At 44.3% G+C, this 21,352-nt stretch carries 13 protein-coding genes and 4 pseudogenes; 14 read left to right on the forward strand and 3 right to left on the reverse strand.

The features are described from left to right. Positions 1 to 544, forward strand: a pseudogene (locus tag AACU28_RS00005) (MATE family efflux transporter); the annotation flags it as partial. A 109-nt stretch (positions 545 to 653) separates the two neighbouring features. Here AACU28_RS00005 and AACU28_RS00010 read toward each other — a convergent pair. The 3 genes and pseudogenes from AACU28_RS00010 to AACU28_RS00020 all read right to left on the reverse strand — a co-directional run bounded on the left by AACU28_RS00010 (position 654) and on the right by AACU28_RS00020 (position 5,817). Beyond that, positions 654 to 1,831 (reverse strand): annotated as a pseudogene (locus tag AACU28_RS00010) (MFS transporter). 367 nt (positions 1,832 to 2,198) lie between these two features. Then, complete coding sequence (locus tag AACU28_RS00015; protein ID WP_259462515.1) at positions 2,199 to 2,687, reverse strand: hypothetical protein; 489 nt, start codon at positions 2,685 to 2,687, stop codon at positions 2,199 to 2,201. Between the two features lie 1,091 nt (positions 2,688 to 3,778). After that, a pseudogene (locus tag AACU28_RS00020) lies at positions 3,779 to 5,817 on the reverse strand (hypothetical protein). Positions 5,818 to 6,059: 242 nt separating this feature from the next. Here AACU28_RS00020 and AACU28_RS24545 point away from each other — a divergent pair. The 13 genes and pseudogenes from AACU28_RS24545 (at position 6,060) to AACU28_RS00105 (ending at position 21,285) form a co-directional block, all read left to right on the forward strand. After that, positions 6,060 to 10,912: pseudogene (locus tag AACU28_RS24545) on the forward strand (DUF1566 domain-containing protein). Between the two features lie 64 nt (positions 10,913 to 10,976). Beyond that, positions 10,977 to 11,156: a Flp family type IVb pilin gene (locus tag AACU28_RS00050; protein ID WP_102548127.1), complete on the forward strand. Its 180-nt coding sequence runs from the start codon at positions 10,977 to 10,979 to the stop codon at positions 11,154 to 11,156. Positions 11,157 to 11,186: 30 nt separating this feature from the next. After that, a complete protein-coding gene (gene cpaB / locus AACU28_RS00055; protein ID WP_121602058.1) occupies positions 11,187 to 12,068 on the forward strand; it encodes a Flp pilus assembly protein CpaB in 882 nt (293 codons plus the stop codon). Further along, positions 12,061 to 13,455, forward strand: a complete 1,395-nt coding sequence (locus AACU28_RS00060; protein ID WP_121602059.1) for a type II and III secretion system protein family protein — start codon at positions 12,061 to 12,063, stop codon at positions 13,453 to 13,455. The genes cpaB and AACU28_RS00060 overlap by 8 nt, the downstream gene beginning before the upstream one ends. A gap of 7 nt (positions 13,456 to 13,462) precedes the next feature. Next, positions 13,463 to 14,086 (forward strand): CpaD family pilus assembly lipoprotein, encoded by a 624-nt coding sequence (locus tag AACU28_RS00065; RefSeq protein ID WP_102534004.1) that lies wholly within the window; start codon positions 13,463 to 13,465, stop codon positions 14,084 to 14,086. Continuing rightward, entirely contained in the window at positions 14,083 to 15,243 is a 1,161-nt protein-coding gene (locus AACU28_RS00070; RefSeq protein WP_102548128.1) for an AAA family ATPase, read from the forward strand. The genes AACU28_RS00065 and AACU28_RS00070 overlap by 4 nt, the downstream gene beginning before the upstream one ends. Continuing rightward, on the forward strand, positions 15,243 to 16,586 hold the full coding sequence (locus AACU28_RS00075; protein ID WP_076647357.1) for a CpaF family protein: 1,344 nt from the start codon (positions 15,243 to 15,245) through the stop codon (positions 16,584 to 16,586). Before AACU28_RS00070 ends, AACU28_RS00075 begins: the two co-directional genes overlap by 1 nt. Continuing rightward, the gene (locus tag AACU28_RS00080; RefSeq protein ID WP_076647360.1) at positions 16,586 to 17,500 is read left to right on the forward strand and encodes a type II secretion system F family protein; all 915 of its coding nucleotides are present in this window, start codon (positions 16,586 to 16,588) and stop codon (positions 17,498 to 17,500) included. Before AACU28_RS00075 ends, AACU28_RS00080 begins: the two co-directional genes overlap by 1 nt. Then, positions 17,497 to 18,348, forward strand: a complete 852-nt coding sequence (locus AACU28_RS00085) for a type II secretion system F family protein (RefSeq protein ID WP_076647364.1) — start codon at positions 17,497 to 17,499, stop codon at positions 18,346 to 18,348. Before AACU28_RS00080 ends, AACU28_RS00085 begins: the two co-directional genes overlap by 4 nt. Next, positions 18,345 to 19,085, forward strand: a complete 741-nt coding sequence (locus AACU28_RS00090) for a tetratricopeptide repeat protein (protein WP_121602060.1) — start codon at positions 18,345 to 18,347, stop codon at positions 19,083 to 19,085. The genes AACU28_RS00085 and AACU28_RS00090 overlap by 4 nt, the downstream gene beginning before the upstream one ends. Beyond that, positions 19,085 to 19,531: a TadE/TadG family type IV pilus assembly protein gene (locus tag AACU28_RS00095; protein WP_102500747.1), complete on the forward strand. Its 447-nt coding sequence runs from the start codon at positions 19,085 to 19,087 to the stop codon at positions 19,529 to 19,531. Before AACU28_RS00090 ends, AACU28_RS00095 begins: the two co-directional genes overlap by 1 nt. After that, positions 19,518 to 20,078 (forward strand): tight adherence pilus pseudopilin TadF, encoded by a 561-nt coding sequence (tadF, locus tag AACU28_RS00100; protein WP_017083030.1) that lies wholly within the window; start codon positions 19,518 to 19,520, stop codon positions 20,076 to 20,078. The genes AACU28_RS00095 and tadF overlap by 14 nt, the downstream gene beginning before the upstream one ends. Next, positions 20,071 to 21,285: a hypothetical protein gene (locus AACU28_RS00105; protein ID WP_102500748.1), complete on the forward strand. Its 1,215-nt coding sequence runs from the start codon at positions 20,071 to 20,073 to the stop codon at positions 21,283 to 21,285. The genes tadF and AACU28_RS00105 overlap by 8 nt, the downstream gene beginning before the upstream one ends. The last annotated feature ends 67 nt before the right edge of the window (positions 21,286 to 21,352 follow it).

A 21,352-nucleotide genomic window follows, 5' to 3' on the forward strand; every position in this document is an offset into this window, starting at 1 on the left:
TCGCCTATGGCTTAACGGCAAATATCGGGGTATTCGCTTTGTTTGTGATGGTCGGAATCGCTCAAGCCTGCCAGCCAATTATCAGCTTTAATCATGGTGCCAACCAGCCAAACCGAATCGAAGCGATTTTTCGCTTAGGTTTAAAATGTGCAATTGGTAGCGGCTTGGTGTTTATGGTTATTGTGTACCTGCTTGCGCCTCAAATCGCAGCCCTCTATTTGGGTGATTCAAGTGATTTGATTGCACTGTCAGCTACTGCATTGACGTTCTTCTTCTTTGCTGTACCACTGATGGGCATCAACTTAGTGATCGCCAACCTGTTTCAGGCAACAGCTAAACCAAAACAAGCGACACTGATATATCTCTTGGCCGCGGCTTTGTGTTCGTCGCCTTGGGCATCATGATTTTACCAAAGCTATTCCCAGAGCAAGGGATTTGGGCGAGTATCCTGTTCGCGGAAACCGTAACAGCCATATTCAGCCTGAGTATGTTACGCAGCTACAAGAAGCGCTTTTCTGGCTCATTAGAAAAACAGGCGGCATAGGAAGTAATCCGTTTAGAATGTCACGCCTTTGACTACCAAATAACACATACAAAAAAGCTCCAATATCGCTATTGGAGCTTTTTTTCTATCTCATCAGATTGAAACCAACTTAGCGCCAGCTAAACATCCGGACTTCGTTACCCCTTCAGGCTTCTTAGGAATGTTTAAAGACAGCGCCAAAGAAACCGCCGCCATCACTGCACCAATGTAGAAAACCGTTGCAGGAGACGATAACCAAATCACACCAAACGCGACTGGAATAACAACAGCTGCAATATGGTTGATGGTGAAAGAGACACCCGCGGTTGAGGCCATGTCAGCAGGATCCGCAATTTTCTGGAAGTAGGTTTTGATCGCCAATGCCAACGCAAAGAACAGATGATCGACCACGTAAAGTGCTGCCGCCCACTCAGCGCTTTGCACCAAGCCATAACCAACAAACACACCAATCAAACCCACATACTCAAAGATCAGCGCCTTACGCTCACCCACTACACCATAAATTTACCAATGCGTTTTGCGAACAAGAAGTTAAACAGATAGTTGATTAAGAACAGTAGCGTGATGTCAGCAGCCGAGTAACCGAACTTCTCTACCATCAAAAAGCCTGCAAACACCGTGAAGATTTGTCTTCTTGCACCACTCATAAACGTTAGCGCGTAGTAGAGCCAGTAACGCTTTCTCAATACCAACTTTTTATTTTGCTGAGTCTTGGTTTGAAATTCAGGGAAACCAAAAGTCATCACCAATACTAAAACGAAACCGATGCCCCCAGTGATGCCATACACCCATGCAAAATCAAGCTTGAGCTGCTCTAGCATCACCCAAATTGAGCCATAAGTGATTAACGAGGCCAACGCCAACAGAGATCATTTTACCTAACATCTCTGGCGCTTCTTCTTTACTCAGCCATTGCAGTGACAGAGACTGCTTCAGCGTTTCAAAATAGTGAAAGCCCGTCGACATCAAAATCGTAGTCAGCAACAAGCCAGTAAGTGAAGGGAATAAACCGGTAATCGCCGTGCCTACGGTTAACATCGCCAGCGATATCAACATAAAGCGTTGCTCACGAATGAATGCCAACACAAACACCACAGTAAACGCTAAGAAGCCAGGGATCTCACGAACACTTTGCAACAAGCCAATATCGGCACCATCAAAGTTCGCTTTCTCAATCACGAAGTTATTAAGCAAAGCCATCCAGCTCGAAAACGCAATAGGGACAACAATCGAAATCAGTAATAAGAAGTTTTGTGGCGTTTTCCAATTCGTAACAGGTTCACTCATGAGTAGAATTTCCTTATCATTAATCCAACATCATACTCTCGTTTCATTAGAATCAACAAATGATTAACTCGGCATTTACAAGGTGAGCAACGAAGCCTTTGATAGTAAAATTAGACTGTGGCGGTAAACGAGGAGGCTTTAAATGTCGAAAAGATATGAATTACACCAAATCGACCTTAATAGGTGATTGAGTAGTATTCATTCGGTGTACATAATACATCCTCATATCTCTACAATGACTGAAGACCGAATGGGTATTGTAGATAAGCAACAAAAACGAAAAAATCCTCATAGAACAATTCTATGAGGATCTGTTTTCTAAACTTACAAAGTAGCAACCTTGGAAGGAATCAGGTTTACTTTTAAATCAAAAGTAGAACTTTAAACCTGTTACCCCAGACCATTGTTCAGATTCTTTATAAGTTTTATAGCTTGCACCTAACTCAATCGCAAAAAAATCAGTAAAGTTTATCTCGCCCATTAGCGAGTATTTATTCATCGTATTTTTATCAACGTAAGAGTAACGATAACTAGGAGTAAAAGTCAGAAAGCTAATTGGAGTATATTTGAAACCAACATGCGCAGAAGGAGCATATTCACTAAACTCAAGTTCGCGTCGCTCTGCATCGATACGATTTACGCCAACAGATAAAAAAGGCACGACTCCATTGACATAGTTACTGTTAAACCCTAATCCAGCATAATGATCTCTAAACTGAGTTTTTCCGGTGCTCATCCCAGAGAATTCAGTTTCCACGAATACATTGTTAGTCAATGAGAAAGATAGTGAAGCATATGCGCCCACAAGGTCTTGCTCTTCTTTCTCTGAAAATTTGGATCCTAAATATTGGTCCAAACCTTCATTTGCCCACCTTGAAGGCCAAAACTGAAACTATTAAAGTAATTCTGCTCAGCATGCGCAAAACTAGAAAACATGATAGGTAACGCAATGATTATTTTACTTATTTTTTCATTATACATCCAGATATACATTTTATAAATCAAGGCTAAGGTACAACTTAGTTAGGGTGTATTCAATGATATTTTGTATGTATTCACATTAAATCTTATTAACAACTCATCACAATTTAAAATATACCCTAACAACACGTCAATCCTGTTAATAACCACTCATGACTAGACTTAATTCTATTTATTCAAGAAAGTTAACAGACACTGGTAAGATGTGCGACCAGTAAATATTAGATAGAATTCAACTGAATATAAAATTTATTAAATTCACTTTCATTAAATTATATATTTAATGAAGAAATCAAAGAATCCACCTACAACGTTGAACTATCAATGGTGAGAGAACCAATTATTAACATCAAATTGAATGACGTAAGAAGTACTATTTTCGATATTTATTTTTAGTCACAGTTTCATTTAATCGATAATGAATAGTACAATAAAAAATTCAACGCCAACAAAATCCAAGGTTTTAGCCATGCTCACTCGAATATCGGTCATTACTACTAGCTGTATTTTCATGTTATGGATAAATACAGCCTATGCTGATAATGAAAATTACCGCCCCCTAGATAGAAGTTGTTCTAGTATCGTTTGTAAGCATTCGATAGAAAATACTAGCTTCCAGTACGATAAAGAGGAAAACCTCGTATTCTCTTCGGACAAAACTTCTAACATGGATAAGATATCATCATCTTTATACGTCATTTTGGAGAATAAAGAGGACAAAAATAATAATGATATAGACACCATATTGGATGTAGTAGAACTTTGGGAGGAGTAAAGATCAGGAGGAAATTTCACACAACAACTTACCTTGAATTCCGATAAGGTAAATAGGTTCAAAGAACACCAAAAAAGGCAATATCTAAAACAGAAAAGCGCAATACAACACTTAAGTAATACCACGCTTTTAATTTCAGATAGAACTAGTAGCAAGGAAAAAAGTCAACCAAACACATAAGTTGACCTAGCTCAACAAAAAATGTTCCCCTTCCATTGAACTATTAGGCTTACAGCCTTATAAAAATTTAGCCATTCACCTCGTTCTAAGCCACTGACGTGCACACCAGAGATGCCACTTGACGTTGTCGCATTGGTCGGAGAAAACGAGAGGTTTACGTTTTTGAATTGATCGGAGATTTCACTTTCCGTACCCGTTTGAGAAAGAATGTAGCCCAAGTTCGTTGAACTCCAACTTGAATTGCCGCTGTCTTCCCACTTTTTGAGGAGTTCTTTGGTCACCAACTGGCTGCCAACCTTGAGAGCCGGGCCGCTGATATTTCGGAAACTGATAATAGTCCGCACCCGAAGAAGTTAACGCAATCACCTTATCTTCTAACACATACAAAGACTTGATAGCATTGTTACTCAGAGACTCTGTTACAAGTAAGGTTTTCGTCATGTTATCAACGATATAAAGAGAACTTTCTGTGGTAATCGCACTGGTTTTTCCGTCTCGCGATGTCGCTATCTTGCTAATAGCAGAATCAACGGTCAGCTCCCCAAGTACGGTTTGTTGTATCGAGTTAGACACCCACTCAACCTTATTGCTATCCAACCCCAACAATATCTGTTGATTCACGACAATATTGGCTGTTTTAAGGTTTAACTTATCAATCGTCATCTTAGTGGATAGGTTAGAGGTGTCGATAACTTCTGCTGCTAAATTACTGTTTGAAAAGTAATTCTTATAAACAATTAATGCTTCACTTTCGTCGTAAGATGACATGACTTGCGGTGAGGAAGCTTTCAATGCGTGACTCCATCTTTTCATATCAAGCTTGTTAGCACTTAGCAATTTGAGTTCTTGCTGTGAGTATATCGAGCTTCCGGTATTTTAATCGCCAGTAACGAGCCACTTTGTAACAGAGGAACCACTGCCGCGAAGTTATCATTGATGCACGACTCACTCGATTTAGGCGGCACGGCTGGATTAGGTTTTGGAATGGGTGGAAGCGTACCTCCACTGCGACTGCTGTACGTATCAATCGCAAAAGCCTTCACGCCAACATTGTTGTTATTCGAACCATTGAGGCTCGTAAGGAAAACACCATTAGCGCCTTGGCTATTACAAATATCACTCGATGTGGGTGAGACGTAAGCGGTCGGTTTATAAACCTTGTATGCCTGAACACCATTTAGCGCAGGAACTAACTGAATGATTTCACTCGAGTCTACCGGTATTTCTCCGCCGCCAGTACCAGTACCAGTACCACCTCCATGGTCATCGTCGTCATCGTCATCATGGTCGTCGTAATCATCGTCGTCGTGCGAACGGATACTAACCAGACCAGAAACCGCTTGAGATGCAGGGTCACCATTGATTGTCACCGGCTTATTGCGTGAAGAGCTATCAATTTGCATAACCACATCATTAGCCGTTAAAAACACAATCTGACTGCTCGCTGGATCAGAGCTATCGACTTCGCACCAGACAATGCGGTACCGATTGTGAACCGCGAACAACCAAAGAATCTTCAATTTGTAATGCCGAGAAACCGTACCAGCAACGTCAATATTAGATAAGTCTAAAGTTTTATGTTCTATCATCAAATCAAGAGCATGGGCAATATTGGTATAAGAAGACTGCTTACCGTCACTTTGCGCCATTTTCAGCGATTTTAACAACAGATTTGATAGATCTTTAGACCCATGAGTTGAATCCAGCACACTAAAATTGATGCCAACATGATCGCCTAACTTACTTTGAAGCGATGCCTTTGCTTGCTCTACATCGTTTACTTACCGTTGGGTTAAACATCATCTCACTATGAATTAAAGTTGTGAAAGCGTCACCACTTTCATACCAGGAGAAGCAGTCAAAATTGCCACCATCATATTGCCTTTGCTGTGCGTACCCAGAAACATCAGCAATCTGTTTCTCTTGATCACTGCATACGCCATTCAGATCTGCATCAGTCGCATACTAATGAATCTAGAAATGCATAGCCTGAAGCCGTAGACCCAACTGGGTTTTCGCTATCAGAACTACCTCCACATCCAGAGACCATTAAGACACTAGATATTGCTAGTGACAATTTGCATATTAATAATTTATTGTGCATTTTTTCGACCGATTCGCCTAGTTTATGATTTGATTGATAGTATTTATTTTGCTATTAAATCACTTAACGAAATAAAAGATCAAATGATATTGATAATTACTATCATTTAAATTAATATCCTCCGCCTTTCCTATGGGTAATTTATAAAATTATTTTGAGTTCAGGTGGTAAGGAATCCATACAAATTAATGAGTGTTTCACTCATTTCCACAATGCTTATTGCTTGTGGCGGAGCAGAGTCAGATCCGAAGCTCAAACAGTCACAAACTAAGCCAAGTTCTCAGAATATTTCGGGCATAGCTTTGGATGGTTATTTACGCAACGCGAAGTTTGTTTAGACAGAAACAGCAATGCCATGTGTGATTCTCTGCTGGATGAGAAATTGCCACTACGGACGCCGAAGGACGATTCCAACTAGACGTCGACAACTGATGTCGCCCAATACCCCAATATTGGTCGAAGCGGTTGCCGGTATAACTATCGATATGGATTCACCGAATCAGCCTATTGAATCCGGATTTACGCTAGAAGTACCGAGTAGCAATTCGGACGTGATTAGCCCCGTGACGTCTCTCATTGCAAGTGTATCGAGAACCAGTGGAATCAGTTTTGATGAAGCAACCCAGCTTGTAGCCAGCGACTTAGGCATCGATAAACAACTGGCTGTTGGTGATTATTCCGCATCAAACTCAACCAAAAGCCGTGAAGTACACATGTTTGCGCGCGGTGTTACTCGCGTACTTCAGGAAGCACAAATGGCTTCTGTTGATGCAGGTGTCGACCAAGTAAATGCTCGAAAAGGATCTATGTACAAGCTGGCAGAGGCTTGATTTAGCAGAATTTAAAGCCAAGACCGATTTGCTGTCTCATGGCGCATCAGGAACCGATAGCGCATTGAAACAACTTGGTAAGGAATACCGAGACCAACTCAAAGTTTCCCAAGAAGACATCGATGGCAATAAAAATCATCACTAGACCGCCAGCGCCTAAGCACGGTCAAGTCAATGATGCCTCAGACACCTTCGATTGGCAGCTTGTGCGTGGCTTCACTCACAACACAGATTACGAATATTCATTGGATTCAGGGAAGACTTGGACAACGGTAATTCGTAAGCCGATTGTTGTAGGAAACTGGCGTTCGACAAAGGAGCCGTTCAAGTTCGAGTTGCTGCGTCTAACGTTCGTAATACCCCTGCCGGAAAGCCCATGCTTTCAGACAAAGCGTTTACGCTAACGACAGTGCCTGCTGCTCCAGCTTGGATTAGTGTGAATAACGCGATCAATCAATTTGATTGGGCATTTGTCGACTCGTTTAATGAACTAGGTTTGTATGAATATTCATTAGATAACGGCTCAAGCTGGACGCAAGTGACTGAAAAACCTCAAGACATTCCAGATCTAGATATTCAGTTGGACATCTAAAAGTTCGTGTAGCCAAAGATGACTCGCTAGGTCACCCAACAGGATTAAGTTCAGCATCAGAACAATCGATGACGGTAACCCCAATCCAACCCGCGCAACCAGTACTCGATTTTGCTAACGACAGCACCAATCAAATCAATTGGCTTTGGGTTAATGGATACAAGGATCCGTCTTTCTACGAGATTAATCTAGGTAATGGTTGGCAGGGCGTAACCGCACTGCCGTATCTTGTTGGCAATGTTTCACTTCCTGCAAACACGATTTCGGTTCGCGTTAAGTCAAATGCACTGGATGCCCGCCCCGCGGGAGTTCCGTTGGCTATCAGCTCTGTATTCACTCGCTCAGAAAATCAACCTATAGCACCAACCTCACCGATTGTTGACGATGCAGAAAACACATTCGCATGGACAGACGTTGAAGGATTTACGGGAAGTGATTTCTACGAATACTCTCTCGATAGAGGCATTACTTTTACCCCTGTAACTAGCAACCCACAGGCTATCCAGATGAGACGTTTGCCAAAGGGCAAATCTGTGTAAGAGTAAAAGCAGGTACAGATCCTCAACATGATCCTGGCGAAGTGCTGTGTTCAGACAAGGGCTACTCTGTTACTCCTAGTATGCCTGTCGCACCGACATCACCAATCTCTCATGACGGATTAGATACATTTGACTGGACTTTTGTTACCGGGTTTTCAGAGGTAACGGATTACGAGATCAATACACTCAACACCGGCTGGGCAGTGGTTACCACAAAACCATATCAGCTAAATGACCAAGCTTACGCTATCGATTCAATCCAAGTACGCGTTAAACGAGATCCGATTACGGGTCGCCCTAGCGGTTCAGAGTTAACCAACGATGTCGCGTTTACTGTTCGTCCGTCAGTACCCAACGCCCCGATTGGTCTGGTGGTTAACGACACAAACAATACTCTCGATTGGACATACTTCGGCGAATTCACTCAGCCCGAGCACTTCGAAGTCACACTCGACTCCGGTTCAACTTGGACAAAAGTAACCGTTAAGCCTGTAGTGATTGGTAATGTAGATAAGAACATCGCTGAAGTGCAATTACGAGTAAGTGCAAACCCTAACAATGGCATGCCTCACGGCGCGTCAGCATTAACAACACAAGCCTTCACCAAAGTGTTTGAAATTCCATCACCAACATCGCCTGAGATTACTAACACTTTCACTGGCTCAAACCAAATCAAGACCAATGGTTTTGAGTGGGACTACTTAACTGCCAACGTTGATGGCCAATCTGTTCGCTTTGATCAAGCCAAATACTATGAGTTCACCAATGACCAAGGCCTCACTTGGCACCCTGTTGTTTCAAAACCTCAATTTATTGGCCCAGAAGCGTATGACAAAGCCAATGTCGGAGTTCGACTAAAGAAACAAGCAAAAGAAGGCGTTTCCAATTCAGTCAGTGACACCCTTTGGGCTACAGATGCTAGTAGTCGCTTCACTGCATTAAAATTCGTACCGATGAAAACCCGTTCGCAGGCCGCTGATTTTAGTTACGGTGGCTCATGGAATTCCTACTCCCTAAATTGTATTGCTGAATACGATGACAAAGGACAAGGGGAGCCGACGTTTTGGACGAAGCGATTCTCTTCAGAAACCGATACCGTCTTCGATAAAGTCGCACAACTGGATGATTGTGATATCGCTGGTTGGACGCTTCCAGACACCAATGAAGTGATTACGCTATCGCAACGAGATCCTGCAACACTGCCATCAAATCTAAGAAGTGGTGGTTACTTGGTATCGAATCAGTCAATGAATATATTAGCGGATAAAAATGGCGTCGCTGTCACTATCAACAAAGGCCAGGAATCTGTTGAGCAGTATTACAGTAAATACGCATACGCTAAGTGGGAATTACCGTCTGGGCCGCAGCTAGTCAGTCACATTGATGCTTCAACAACTGCTGTTGAAACCCTACTCAATACACAAAGTTCAATAGTAAAGGCGGCTGAGGCTTACCTAACAACATGGCTAGCGAACAATCAGAAAAAAGCGCAAAGCTACGCGGCTTTAGAAACCCAAGCACAAGCTAAAGCTGTTGAACTGGCGGCCTTTACTAAACCATGGCTTGACGAATTGAGTGCAGTGACCACGAAGCTCACTATTTACGACTTTCAGGTGTCGGTTGCTCAAAGCCGTACTGATGCGGAGAGCCTTGAGTTCATTACCAAAGTAAAAGCTTACAAAGAAAAAGCAGCGAAACTACAGCAAAACTCGAACGGGTTAAATGCACTAGTTGAAGGTGCTAAGTTTGCTCAAAAAATGGCATTCATCCAGAAAAACTCGGTAATGCTAACCGATGCCACAAGTGCAATAGGCTCAGCCTCATTGGCTTCAGAGCTGCATCAAGCAAGTTTGGACCTCTACAGTGCCATTTCAGTATTAGAGAGCCAATATGCGCAAGTCACTGACTTCATTAACCAACTGAATACCGCAACCAACGGGATTGGCTCTGAGTTTGATTCGCTCATCACTCTATATCAAACACTTATCAAAGAGATGAGCACAACAGCCACACTCCACGATCTCGCTCAATCTAAGGTGTTAGCAAAAGATGGACTAAAACAAGCAGCAGACAATGGATTTAGTGTTTCTCAAGCCAACGCAATGGTAAGTAATCGCTTCGCCAAGTTGGATGAACTAGGAAACTATCTGCCAAGCGACACAACCTATCAACAAGGTTGGCGCTGTGTTGAAGACACGAAAATTACAGGAAAACGTCGAGTATGGGCACTGCTCAAAGATGGGCTACCGCATGGTGCTGACGATCTTGCCTATGATGCTTCAGCGACCGGATACGCCAGCATACTAGGCAGCAACGAACTACTCGCGAGCACTAATAACAACAAGCTGTGTGGTTTTAGTGACTGGGAAGTTCCGCACTTAGCACAGCTGCTGTCGATTAATACCAAGGCTGTCGAAGGTTCAAATTCGAAAATGACCTTGGATACAGACGTATTTCCAAATTACTTGGGACTCAAGCCAGAATACGACAAATCTTATTTCGATAATGGAACCACGTTTTATTACTGGTCGAGTGCAGCAAGCGGTGATCAACAATACATCACAAGTTACGACACTAAAGAAAGTAGCCAAACCTTAGATAAAGCTCGTACCGATGGTTCTGAAGACAAAGTCGTCTTAGCTCGATTATTCAGAGAAAAGTCTGCTAATTATCAGTATCTAAATGCGCAAGGAACGGTAGTAACCAACCGACAAAATGCAGTGTGTGCTCAAGACACAGACAGCAACTTGGTTTGGCAACTCTTCTCTCGAGGTGATAGTAGCCGTTTCAAGAAATACGTAGATATTGCCCCTCTTATCACAGCACAAAATACCAAGAGTATTTGTGGCAAAGCTAATTGGCGTTACCCGACAAAAGCTGAACTCTATAGCTTATTGCCACTTAACAACGAAGTGTTTGAGTTCAACGAAGCAACTGGTGGTAGCTATGGCTACTACATCACCAGCGACCCAGCACCTTATGGCCGCTTCAAAGGGTTGAATATGACGACGATGGCGGAGACTGATGTGTCTACCGCGAGCTATTCATCAGCTTATCTATATCGATTAGTTGCAGACTAACGACACCTTTATTAATGACCACAGCAGCCTCAGCTGAGGCTGCTTTCATCTAGGAAATAACAACATGTTTAACAAGAAAAAACAGCGCGGCGCGGCCGCTATCGAATACGCAATTCTCGCAGCAGCAATGTCTGTGGTCTTGCTTAATTTTGTAGGCGGCGAAAATGGTGATCTAACCGAAGCCATTACTGGCGCTTACCAAACTGTCGTCGATCAGCTCAAAGACGCTCAAAAATCAGAATAAGCCCGTTTACCGTAAATTAAAGGAATAGTTATGACTGCCAAGCGACTCATGTTGCTGTCGTTATTTTGCTCGGTGCTCGGAATATCCGTTTTACTGTTGAGCCAAACCAATAACGAGTCTGCGAGCACCTCTTCTAAACAAGCCGTTAAGCAAACGGTCAAAGTGTTGGTTCCAACTCGCACGATAGAGATAGGTCAAGCCTACACACCAAACTCGTTCCGATGGAAAGAAGTTCCACAGCAAGAGTTGGAGAACTACATCGACCACGTGACACCGGAAGATATTTCAGCCGACCACACGATGTCGGGGCTTGCACGCACCAAACTCATCAAAGACTCAATATTGTCGAAAGCAGACATTACCGAGCCGGAAGGTGGCTACTCGCTTTCATTGAAGTTGCAACCAGGCTATCGCGCGATTTCAGTCCCTGTCGATCAAGTCACGTCTAATTCAGGCTTCATTGAGCCGGGCGACAGAGTGGATATTCTCCTACTCGGTTCACAAGATGGTGAGCTACTTCGTTATGGCAATTCATCTCAAGGATTGTACGTCACAACGATAGTGCATGATGCAAGAGTCTTGGCATTTAATAACAAGCAAACGGCAGAATCTTATCAAAAGGCTAGGGAATCGAATGGTTTCGAAAATGGTATCCCTGAAGACAGCAGTGTCTCTTTAGAAGTGACACCCGAGCAAGCAAACCAAGTGGTACTTGCGAAGCAATTAGGAAAATTAACGCTTGTATTACGCGGGCAAAACGAGGCTCAAGATCAACCTCAACGCGCAAATGCCGTGACGCTGAAAGTCATTTCTCCAGACACAACTCAGGTATTGCCTGACGTGGGTTTGGTGGAATTTAGAGCCGAAAATAAAATCGTCAATAATAAAACTGGAGCTGATAACAATGGCTAACATCTGTCGTTGGTGGGGTGTTCTCCTGCTATCAAGCCTATGTGTCTCTTTTGCATCTGCAGCATCAACATTTGATGTCACGATCAATGAGGCGAGAATGATTCGCTTACCCGAAAAAGCGAAATCCATTTTCATCTCTAACACCCATATCGCTAATTACCAAACCTTAACCAATACCAAGGTGATGATATTCGGTAAGCAAGCTGGCAGCGCTACGATCACCGTTTTGAATGAACAAGAACGCGTGATTTATACCAACAAGATTCGCGTCACGCATAACAGCCGTGAGTTCAATGAACTGGTTAAAAACAAGTTCCCAGAAGCGTCAGTCAACGCGGAATCTCTGGGCGGAAAGTTATGGCTTAAAGGTCGTGTTCCCTCTCCGATGATGGCACACAATATCGTGTCGCTCGCGAAAGGCTATTTATCCCCTATTGTCGGTTCTACCGAACAACAAGAGAGCTCGAATTCACAGGGAAACAGTAACAACAGCAGTAATTCAACCAATCAAAATCAGCAGACTCAACCCAATGATGAGCTGATCAATCAATTGGTTGTCACCATGCCAAATCAGGTCAACATTCGTGTAAAAATCGCTGAAGTCTCAAGAAATGTATCCAATAAGTTGGGCATCAAATGGGGTTCAATCGCTGGCGGTGTGGGGCAATTTTCGTTTTCAAAGCTGCCTAATGTCAGTAGTTGGGGCAAGCCGAGCATTACTGCTCTGATTGATGCGCTAGCAACCAACGGCATGATGTCTGTGCTTGCTGAACCTAACTTGACCGCGATGTCAGGCGAAGATGCGGAGTTTTTGGTTGGTGGGCAAGTACCGCTGCCACTGATTACGGCTGACACCACTCAAATCGAATACAAGGATTTCGGTGTAAAACTGAACTTCACCCCAACCGTGCTCAGTCAAAACCGTATCAGCTTAAAAGTAAATCCCGAGGTCAGTAACATCTCAATCGAGAGCCAACAAGTGATAAACGGAACTAACTTCCCTTCTTTTACCACTCGTAGCGCCTCCACCACCATTGAATTGGCAAGTGGGCAGAGCTTTGCTTTAGGTGGGCTATTGAAATCGGAAGACATCGAACAACTACAAAAAGTACCGCTCATCGGTGAAATACCAGTCCTTGGTAGCCTGTTCCGCTCGACTGAATTCACTCGTAGAGAAACAGAGCTGATCATCATTGTAACGGCTTACCTAGTTCAACCGACTCGTTCAGACTCAATGCCACTACCAACCGATGGCTTAATCCCATTGAGCGATGTTGAACGTTTACTGGCATGGCCAAGAGAGCAACAAAAAACATCAAATAATAAAGCGACTTATACCGACAACCAGAAGCCTCGCTTACTGGGTGACAACGGGTTCTACTACTGAGGACATCATGAACAAATTATCCTTATTACTGCCCGCTCTCTTTGCGCTTGCGGGTTGCGCGCCAACGCCTACAACCCAACAACCTTCTGTGGATGTGGTGTCCGTGACAAACAAGCTGACTTTAACACTGTCGGGTAAAACGTTATCGGCTCAAGAGAAAGCTGATATCTCTGACTTTATTGCTCGCCGAGGCACGCTATCCAACTTAATGGTCAAGATTGAAAATACGACTCAGAAAGGAGAAAGCCAAAGTGAAAAAGTTAGGCTTCATCTGATCGAGTCAGGCCTCTACCCTTCGCAAATTTCAGTGTCAGACACTGCGGCGCAAGGTAAAGGCGACATCACGATTTTTGTTGAATCTTATCGTGCCAAAGTAACTGCATGTGACGCGGGTAAAACACCAAGAACCACACTCAACGCTTATCGTACTCAGCGCAATTTCGGCTGTGCGAATGCCAATGCACTGGCGCAAATGGTCGCAAATCCAAAAGACCTGATAGTTGGTCAGCCCATCGACAGTGCACAAGGACAAAAAGCGGTGTCTAGCATCGATAACTACTTTGCGCCACCAGCACAAAACCAACAGACAAACTCTGGCTCTTCGAATACCACGCTAGGAGGTTCGCAATGAATCAAGTACACAACTTAACGGTACTGATCGCGGCATCGGAGCAACTCGATACATTAGCGCTCACATACACACTGAATGATTTCGGTATCAACAACATCACAACCTCTTCGAATCAAGAAGATGACGTGGTGAGACAGGTACTTAAGAACGATGTTAAAACCATCTTCCTCGATGTACTGAATAGCGAATTGCCAGAATCGAAACAGGTTGTGCAGCGTTTAATACAACGTACTGGGTGCCAAGTTATCGCGATTGGTCATTCAACTGAAATTTTTGCTTACCGTGGAATGCTCGCATCCGGTGCCAGTGACTATTTAGTCAACCCTGTGACACCACAAGATCTTGAACACGTCTCCTTTGCTGCATTACAACTCAACAATGAAAAACGAAATGAAAAAATCGTTTCCATTGTCAGTGCAAAAGGCGGCTCAGGAAGCAGCACCATTATCGCGACGTTATCGCAGCAGCTTGCCGAACTCGAAAAACGAGTAACTTGTATGGACCTCGATTTTTCGATGGGTGATTTGGATTTGCTACTCAATGTCGAAGGCAACACGGCGTTGGTAGAGCTTTTACAATACCCAGAAAGATTAGAACCTCTCGTGTTTGAGCGCAGTGGGATCAGTGTGTCACCCGAGCACACGCTCTTTACCGGTTATCTACCTTTAGACACCACACCATTTTGGCCACAAAAGAGTGCATTCGATCAGTTTACAAAGTTCTGCCTGCAAAGTTCAGACTACTTACTGATCGACATTCCGACCTATTCATTGCGTGACCAGGTTGGCTTTGAAGCGCTTAAAAGTGCCGATATCCGAATCATTGTGGTCGAGCCTACACTCAGCTCCATTCGCAATGCAGGCCAGATAATCAAACGACTTCAAAACCAAGCAGCTTCACAAACCATTGTGGTGTTGAACCATTGTAAGTCCGATTCCGCATCCCTTATTTCGGTCAATGATGTGAAGAAATCACTCGGTACATCCGTAGACGTCATGATTCCATTTTTGCCTAACCATTTCTTGAGCAAGTCATCGCTTGGTCAGCCTGCCCATAAAGGCAATAGGAAAGTGAAGCTCGCGTTTAACTCTCTACTTGAACTAGTCACTGGTGAGCCGCAACAAGGCAGCCGCCGTTTTTGGAAGCGAGGCGCATAATGTTTGGTCAGAACACACAAGCCATAGATCCGATTGTAACGAATAGAGCTCGGTCTCATGAAGCCCTCTCATCAACACCCTCAGTTCGTGAGCATTATCATGTGATTCATGAAGAGGTCATCAAGGCGATCGACCCATCGGTTGTAGTGAGCTTAAGCGCACCCGATCTTGAAGCTAGAATTGCCGAAATGGTGTCAGATATCGTGGTCTCTAAGCAGTTACCGCTTGGTCACAAAGATGTCGCTCATTCAGTGGAACAATTGCTCAATGAGTTTCTAGGATTAGGCCCACTGCAGCCCTTGATTGAAGACCAAGGCATTACCGACATCATGGTCAATGGGTACCGTGAAGTCTACGTAGAACGCTCAGGAAAATTGCAAAAAACGGCCGTTCAATTTCGCAATGAAGAACAACTTCTCAACCTAGCGCGACGCATCGTCAGCAAGGTCGGGCGAAGAATCGATGAATCGAATCCATTAGTCGATGCTCGATTGGATGATGGTAGCCGTGTCAATGTGATGATCCCACCGCTAGCGCTTGATGGAACCTACATTTCCATCCGAAAATTCAATGAGAATAAGCTAACACTCAGCCAATTGGCTCAGTTTGGCGCAATGTCGAAATCGATGGTTAAGCTTATCGATATTATTGTTCGCTCACGCCTTAATGTGCTTGTTGCGGGAGGCACTGGTGCAGGTAAAACCACACTGCTCAATGCGATGTCTTTTAGCATTTCACCTCAAGAACGCATCATTACCATCGAAGACACCGCAGAACTGCGTCTACAGCAACCTCATGTTGTACGTGCAGAAACACGCCCAGCCAATGCCGAGGGCTTAACGCCGATCACCCAGCGAGAGTTGGTGCGAAATTCTCTACGTATGCGACCAGATCGAATCATTTTAGGCGAAGTTCGTGGTGATGAAGCCTTTGAGATGATGCAGGCAATGAACACCGGCCATGATGGTTCACTGTGTACATTGCACGCAAACTCAGCGACTGATGCACTAGTTCGCATGGAAAACATGTTGATGATGAGCCAAGCGACTCTGCCTCTGTTCTCATTGCGCCGCCAAATCGCAGACACCATCGATGTCGTTATACAAGTCGAAAGAATGCGTGATGGCAAAAGACGCATTGTTTCGATCACCGAGGTGCAAGGGTTAGAAGGAGAACAATACATCACTCAAGACTTGTTCAAATTCAAGCCGTTATCAGAGGATCAACAAGGCAACCTGATTGGCGAATACAAGAGTGCTAAGTGCGTACCAAGCTTCAATGAAAAAGCCAAATACCACCAACTCGATGCTCAACTAAGAGTAGCGATGGAGCTTGAAGCCTGATGATCTTAGTTCTCACTGTTTTCGTTTTATTTATCGCGATCGGGTTAATCAGGTTGAGCTCAAAGCAAGCCATCGTCAATAAACGGCTGTTATTGGTAAGCGGCAGTCAACGCTCGCTTACAGCTGACGTTTCAATCAAAAAAACCAACCACCAGCGCAGCAACAAACTGCATGCTTTCTTTTTACGAATGAATGCATTGCTGCCAGTTTGGGATAAGTACTTTATTGCCTTATCAGCTATCGGTTTCCCAGCATCAGGCCACATGTTATTTCCCCAGCTGGCAATGCATCATCAACTTTTCGCCGCTGTTGGACTTTGGTTTGTATGCACATGTGCCTTGGCGATGTACCGCCGAAAAATGCAGGTAGAAGAGTTCGAACAAGGCATCATCAATGTACTTGGCTTAATTTCTAGAGCGGTGGCTGCGGGGCTCTCAGTCCCACAAGCGATTGAACAAGTGTCAGAAACCCAACCAGGGCTATTAGGACGTGAGTTCTCCTATATTCGCGATAACTTAACGCTCGGTTTAAGCCTTCGCCAAAGCCTCGATGATGCATGCGTTCGCCTTCCTTACAGCAGTTTCCGCTACTTCTCGGTCGCGTTAATCCTGAATCAATCGAATGGTGGCCAACTGCGCGACATTCTTCAAAGCTTAAGCAGAACCATGCATGACAATCGAGCGATGAGAAAAAAGGTCAAGAGCTTAACCTCGGAGCCTCGTATGACAGCCCTCTTTCTTTCTATCTTACCCTTGGGGTTATTGGGTGGTATCTATTTGATGGAACCCACCATGATAATCCAATTGTTCAACACAGAATCGGGACAGCGTGTACTGACCTACGCCATCATTAGTATTAGCTCAGGCACACTCATTTTGAACGCTCTGACTCGTAACAAAAGGTTCTCATCATGATGTATGTTGCCTTGCTTCTGTTGGGATGCGCATTACTACTGACAGTTGTCGCACACTTGTCTTCTTTCAAACGAGATGTTGTCGCTGAGCGACTGACTCACGTATCGAGCTACTCCTCTAAGTACACGACCGCTTCTAGCAAATGGCGCTTCCAAGGTGCAAAACCACGACGCCAGAAGTTAATCCTCATTGGCTGGTTGAGTCCTAATGCAGAGATCTATTTTCTTGGCTTAAGACTACTGACGATGGTGACGGGATCTATTGCTTGGTATGTCACTCGAATCCAAGTGCTTAACATGAACTCTGTGGCCGAATGTATCGCAATCGCCATTGTGGTTGGCATCCTGTTCGACCGCATTCTAGATTGGCGCGTGAACCAAGTCCGAATGCAAATTAGCCGCGTTATTCCTGATGCAGTCGATCTGATGGTGGTATGTGTCGCATCAGGTCTAACACTCGAAGCGGTATTTCGCTGTGTCGGTGAAGAGATGCGTGCTATCTCTCCAGCATTATCACGTGAATGGCTACTCACTGCGACAGAGATATCGGTTCTTGATTCACCACAAACGGCACTTTCAAACCTGGACAAACGAGTCCAGCTTCCTGACATCAACAATATTGTGACCACCATGAATCAAGCGCTTCAATACGGCACGCCTCTCGCTGAAGCGTTAAAGCTGATTGCCTCTGATAGCCGCCAATATCACTTCTTAGAGCTTGAAGAGTGGGTAGGAAAAATACCAGCCAAGATGTCATTCCCTTTAGTGGTCTTCATCATGCTACCTGTTGTGGGCATTATTGTCGTGCCAATCATGTTATCCCTTAAACAAACTCTGGGGGGCTTATGAACAAGATCGTTCTCTTGGGTTTAGCGCTAATTTTAGTCGGCTGTCAATCAACGAATAGCATTGAAAAAGAGACTTCTGAAGACATGAAAGTCGCCGAGGTTGCACTGATGAATGGCAAACCAGAAAGTGCCATGGATCTGTACCGAAAGATGCTGATATCGAAGCCTGATGATCCGCAGCTACTCTTGCTAATGGGGTCCGCTGCGAATCAAGCCAGTCGTTATGATGAGGCACTGCATTATCTAAAGCACGGTATCGAGCTTAATCAATCGAGCGCGATTTACAGAGAACTTGGCCGCGCGTGGTTGGCGCTTGGTGAGCTTGAACAAGCCACATCAGCACTCGAAGAATCTGTCAGATTAGTTACAACTGATGATGTCGCCCACAACAGTTTAGGCGTAAGTTACTCGCTCAATAAGCAGTATTCAAAAGCGCGTGAATCTTACTCTCATGCCCTCAGCTTGATGCCATCCAGTAATGAGTATCGCAACAACTTAGCCATGGCTTGGATACTCGATGGTAAACCAGAACAAGGGATCCGCATTCTGCACCCGATCTTTGTCCGAGGTGAAGCGAGTGTAAAACTGCAACTCAACCTAGCACTGGCTTATGCGCTTTCTGGAGACAGTGCGTCCGCAAAAAGTATCGCTCGTGCACATCTATCTCAACCTGAGTTTGCCAACAATAGTCTGTATTACCAAGAACTTGCTGCTAAAACTGAGCAAGGAGAACTGTGATGCTCTCTCGTCAAAAAGGGGCGCAGAGCGTCGAGTTTGCAATGTTGGTGATACCGTTTCTGATACTCATCATTGGTTTCTTTGAGATCTGCCGTCTGCTGTTGGTCAACATCATCCTTGATGTAGCCGTTAATGCGGGTGTTCGTGAGGCCAAGACACGGCCGATTAGTCCTATTTCAGACCAAGCTTTTGCCGAGACTATCGCAAAGTTCCCATTGATAAGTAAGGATAAAATCAGCTTATCTTCACCGCTATACGCCGAAAACTTCTCAGATTTAGTTAATGAAAAACCGGTATCCAAAAGCAGAGCAGTGTTAGGCGAGTACAAGGTGTCTTACTCATTTTCATTTGCCTTATTACCTAATCTATCAACTCAGTTTTCTGAGTCTATCGGCAACATGACAACCTTGAAAAGAAAGGTACTGGTTAGTTATGACAACAAATAAAACACCTCGAAAAAAACAAGCGGGTTCAGCAGCGATTGAATTCCCCTTCGTTGTACTCGCACTCATGATCATTTTGTGGGGGCTTGTTGCTACCTACCGCTTATTCAACCTACAGACTCAACTCGACAACGTGACATATAACTTAGTGAATGCCGTCTCCCTGACGCAACTAAAACCAGAGCAAGGTCCAAACGGATTGCCTAATACGTTAAAGAATCAACTTTTAGTTCTCGCCGAGCGTTATCTACCGCAAGACATTGAACGTAACGATATTGGGTTGCTACTTGAGAGCCGTGTATTTGATACAGCCGCTGCGAAATGGGAATACAAATACATCTATGCCGGGATCACCTGTCAAAACGACACACCTAGAGAACAAATAAAGGCACTTATCGTTGAGGGTAGCGGCGACCCTGCGTTAGTTGGAAGACCATCCACCTTGGTTCAACTCACTTTATGTGTGAATACACCGTTTGACTACAAGCGACTCAATCTTCCTAAAACACTCTCAAGTTCATCAGCCGTGATAGGAAAGCATTATGGTTAAACCAATATTCGGCAGCATTACGCTTAAAAAACAGCAAGGCTCCATGACCATTTCATTCTTGGCGTTACTGTTTCCCGCGCTTTTTATCGCCGTTGGCACCCTAATGATCTCAGCACAAGTGATGGTTTCAAACCGAGCTGCGCAAGCCGCCGATTCGGCCGCATTAGCGTGTGCTTTTGCTGACACAGCCACTCTCCCAATGATGATGGCTTACCAAGATTACTATCAGCCAACCCTAAAAGGGGTGAGTGGCTTAAAACCAGAAATCATAGGCTCAAGCTGCCGTATTAGCCTAGGTTATTCATTGTCACCATTACTGCCCAACTTCAAATATGAGAGCTACGCAAACAAGGTAACGGCGACGGGTGGTGGTTATAAAGGCGAGGTTGAAAGCAAGCAATCGTCGATTCCAACGGAGCTGGTTTTAGTGCTTGATGTGTCTGGATCGATGGGTTCAAACATCCAGTCGTTGAAATCCATTTTATCCAACGCCTTGAATACGATTCAATCTCAGAGTAAGAACGCCAACGATTTAGATTCTGTAAGCATTTCAATCGTTCCCTTCGACTCTGGCGTTGCAGCGCAGCGCCCACCTTGGTTATCCAAAGAAGCAGCCGGAATCTACTGTATCGATGGGCTTAGCTATCGTAATGGCGATTTCTCTGCGGCACTGACCGTCGATAACCTCGCGACGCTTCACTCAGAGCGACCAGTGAAATTTACACCACCGAGTAAGTGGTTAAGCGACTGCAATCAAGATTCACCAATGCTGCCATTGACCAGCGTGTTTTCCCGCGTCCAAAACTCGATAAACAACCTAACAGCAAATGGCGGTACTCGCTCTTTTCACGGCTTGTTATGGGGAGTGAGACAACTGATCCCTAGCTGGCAACAAGCATGGGGAATCAACGTCAGCACAGTACCTGAAACCAGAAGAAAGCTAGTGCTCTTCACCGACGGTGCTGACGAAGGAGACACGTTTGACCAACTGGTTAACGCAGGGTTCTGTACTACCGCAATCAATCAATATGGCATCGAAATGAACTTCATCGGCTATGGCGTCAGTTCGTCTCGAATCGCTCAATTCGAGCGCTGTGCCGGGAATCAATCACGCGTGTTTAGTGCCACGAACACCGCTCAGCTCAACGAGTATTTTTCCGACATTTTAGCGGTTGAATATTCGGCAACCATCAAACTCACTCGCTAATCCAAACAAAGCGTTTGATTCGAAACACCTGAATTTAAGCATTGAATTAAAAACAAACAAGTTAAAA

Source organism: Vibrio sp. SBT000027 (genome assembly GCF_963894355.1).
Lineage (GTDB): Bacteria > Pseudomonadota > Gammaproteobacteria > Enterobacterales > Vibrionaceae > Vibrio > Vibrio splendidus.

Bases quoted from the DNA above. Each gene is read 5' to 3' on its own strand.
- AACU28_RS00050 (WP_102548127.1), top strand. From the start codon at position 10,977: ATGTTTAACAAGAAAAAACAGCGCGGCGCGGCCGCTATCGAATACGCA.
- cpaB (WP_121602058.1), top strand. From the start codon at position 11,187: ATGACTGCCAAGCGACTCATGTTGCTGTCGTTATTTTGCTCGGTGCTC.
- AACU28_RS00060 (WP_121602059.1), top strand. From the start codon at position 12,061: ATGGCTAACATCTGTCGTTGGTGGGGTGTTCTCCTGCTATCAAGCCTA.
- AACU28_RS00065 (WP_102534004.1), top strand. From the start codon at position 13,463: ATGAACAAATTATCCTTATTACTGCCCGCTCTCTTTGCGCTTGCGGGT.
- AACU28_RS00070 (WP_102548128.1), top strand. From the start codon at position 14,083: ATGAATCAAGTACACAACTTAACGGTACTGATCGCGGCATCGGAGCAA.
- AACU28_RS00075 (WP_076647357.1), top strand. From the start codon at position 15,243: ATGTTTGGTCAGAACACACAAGCCATAGATCCGATTGTAACGAATAGA.
- AACU28_RS00080 (WP_076647360.1), top strand. From the start codon at position 16,586: ATGATCTTAGTTCTCACTGTTTTCGTTTTATTTATCGCGATCGGGTTA.
- AACU28_RS00085 (WP_076647364.1), top strand. From the start codon at position 17,497: ATGATGTATGTTGCCTTGCTTCTGTTGGGATGCGCATTACTACTGACA.
- AACU28_RS00090 (WP_121602060.1), top strand. From the start codon at position 18,345: ATGAACAAGATCGTTCTCTTGGGTTTAGCGCTAATTTTAGTCGGCTGT.
- AACU28_RS00095 (WP_102500747.1), top strand. From the start codon at position 19,085: ATGCTCTCTCGTCAAAAAGGGGCGCAGAGCGTCGAGTTTGCAATGTTG.
- tadF (WP_017083030.1), top strand. From the start codon at position 19,518: ATGACAACAAATAAAACACCTCGAAAAAAACAAGCGGGTTCAGCAGCG.
- AACU28_RS00105 (WP_102500748.1), top strand. From the start codon at position 20,071: ATGGTTAAACCAATATTCGGCAGCATTACGCTTAAAAAACAGCAAGGC.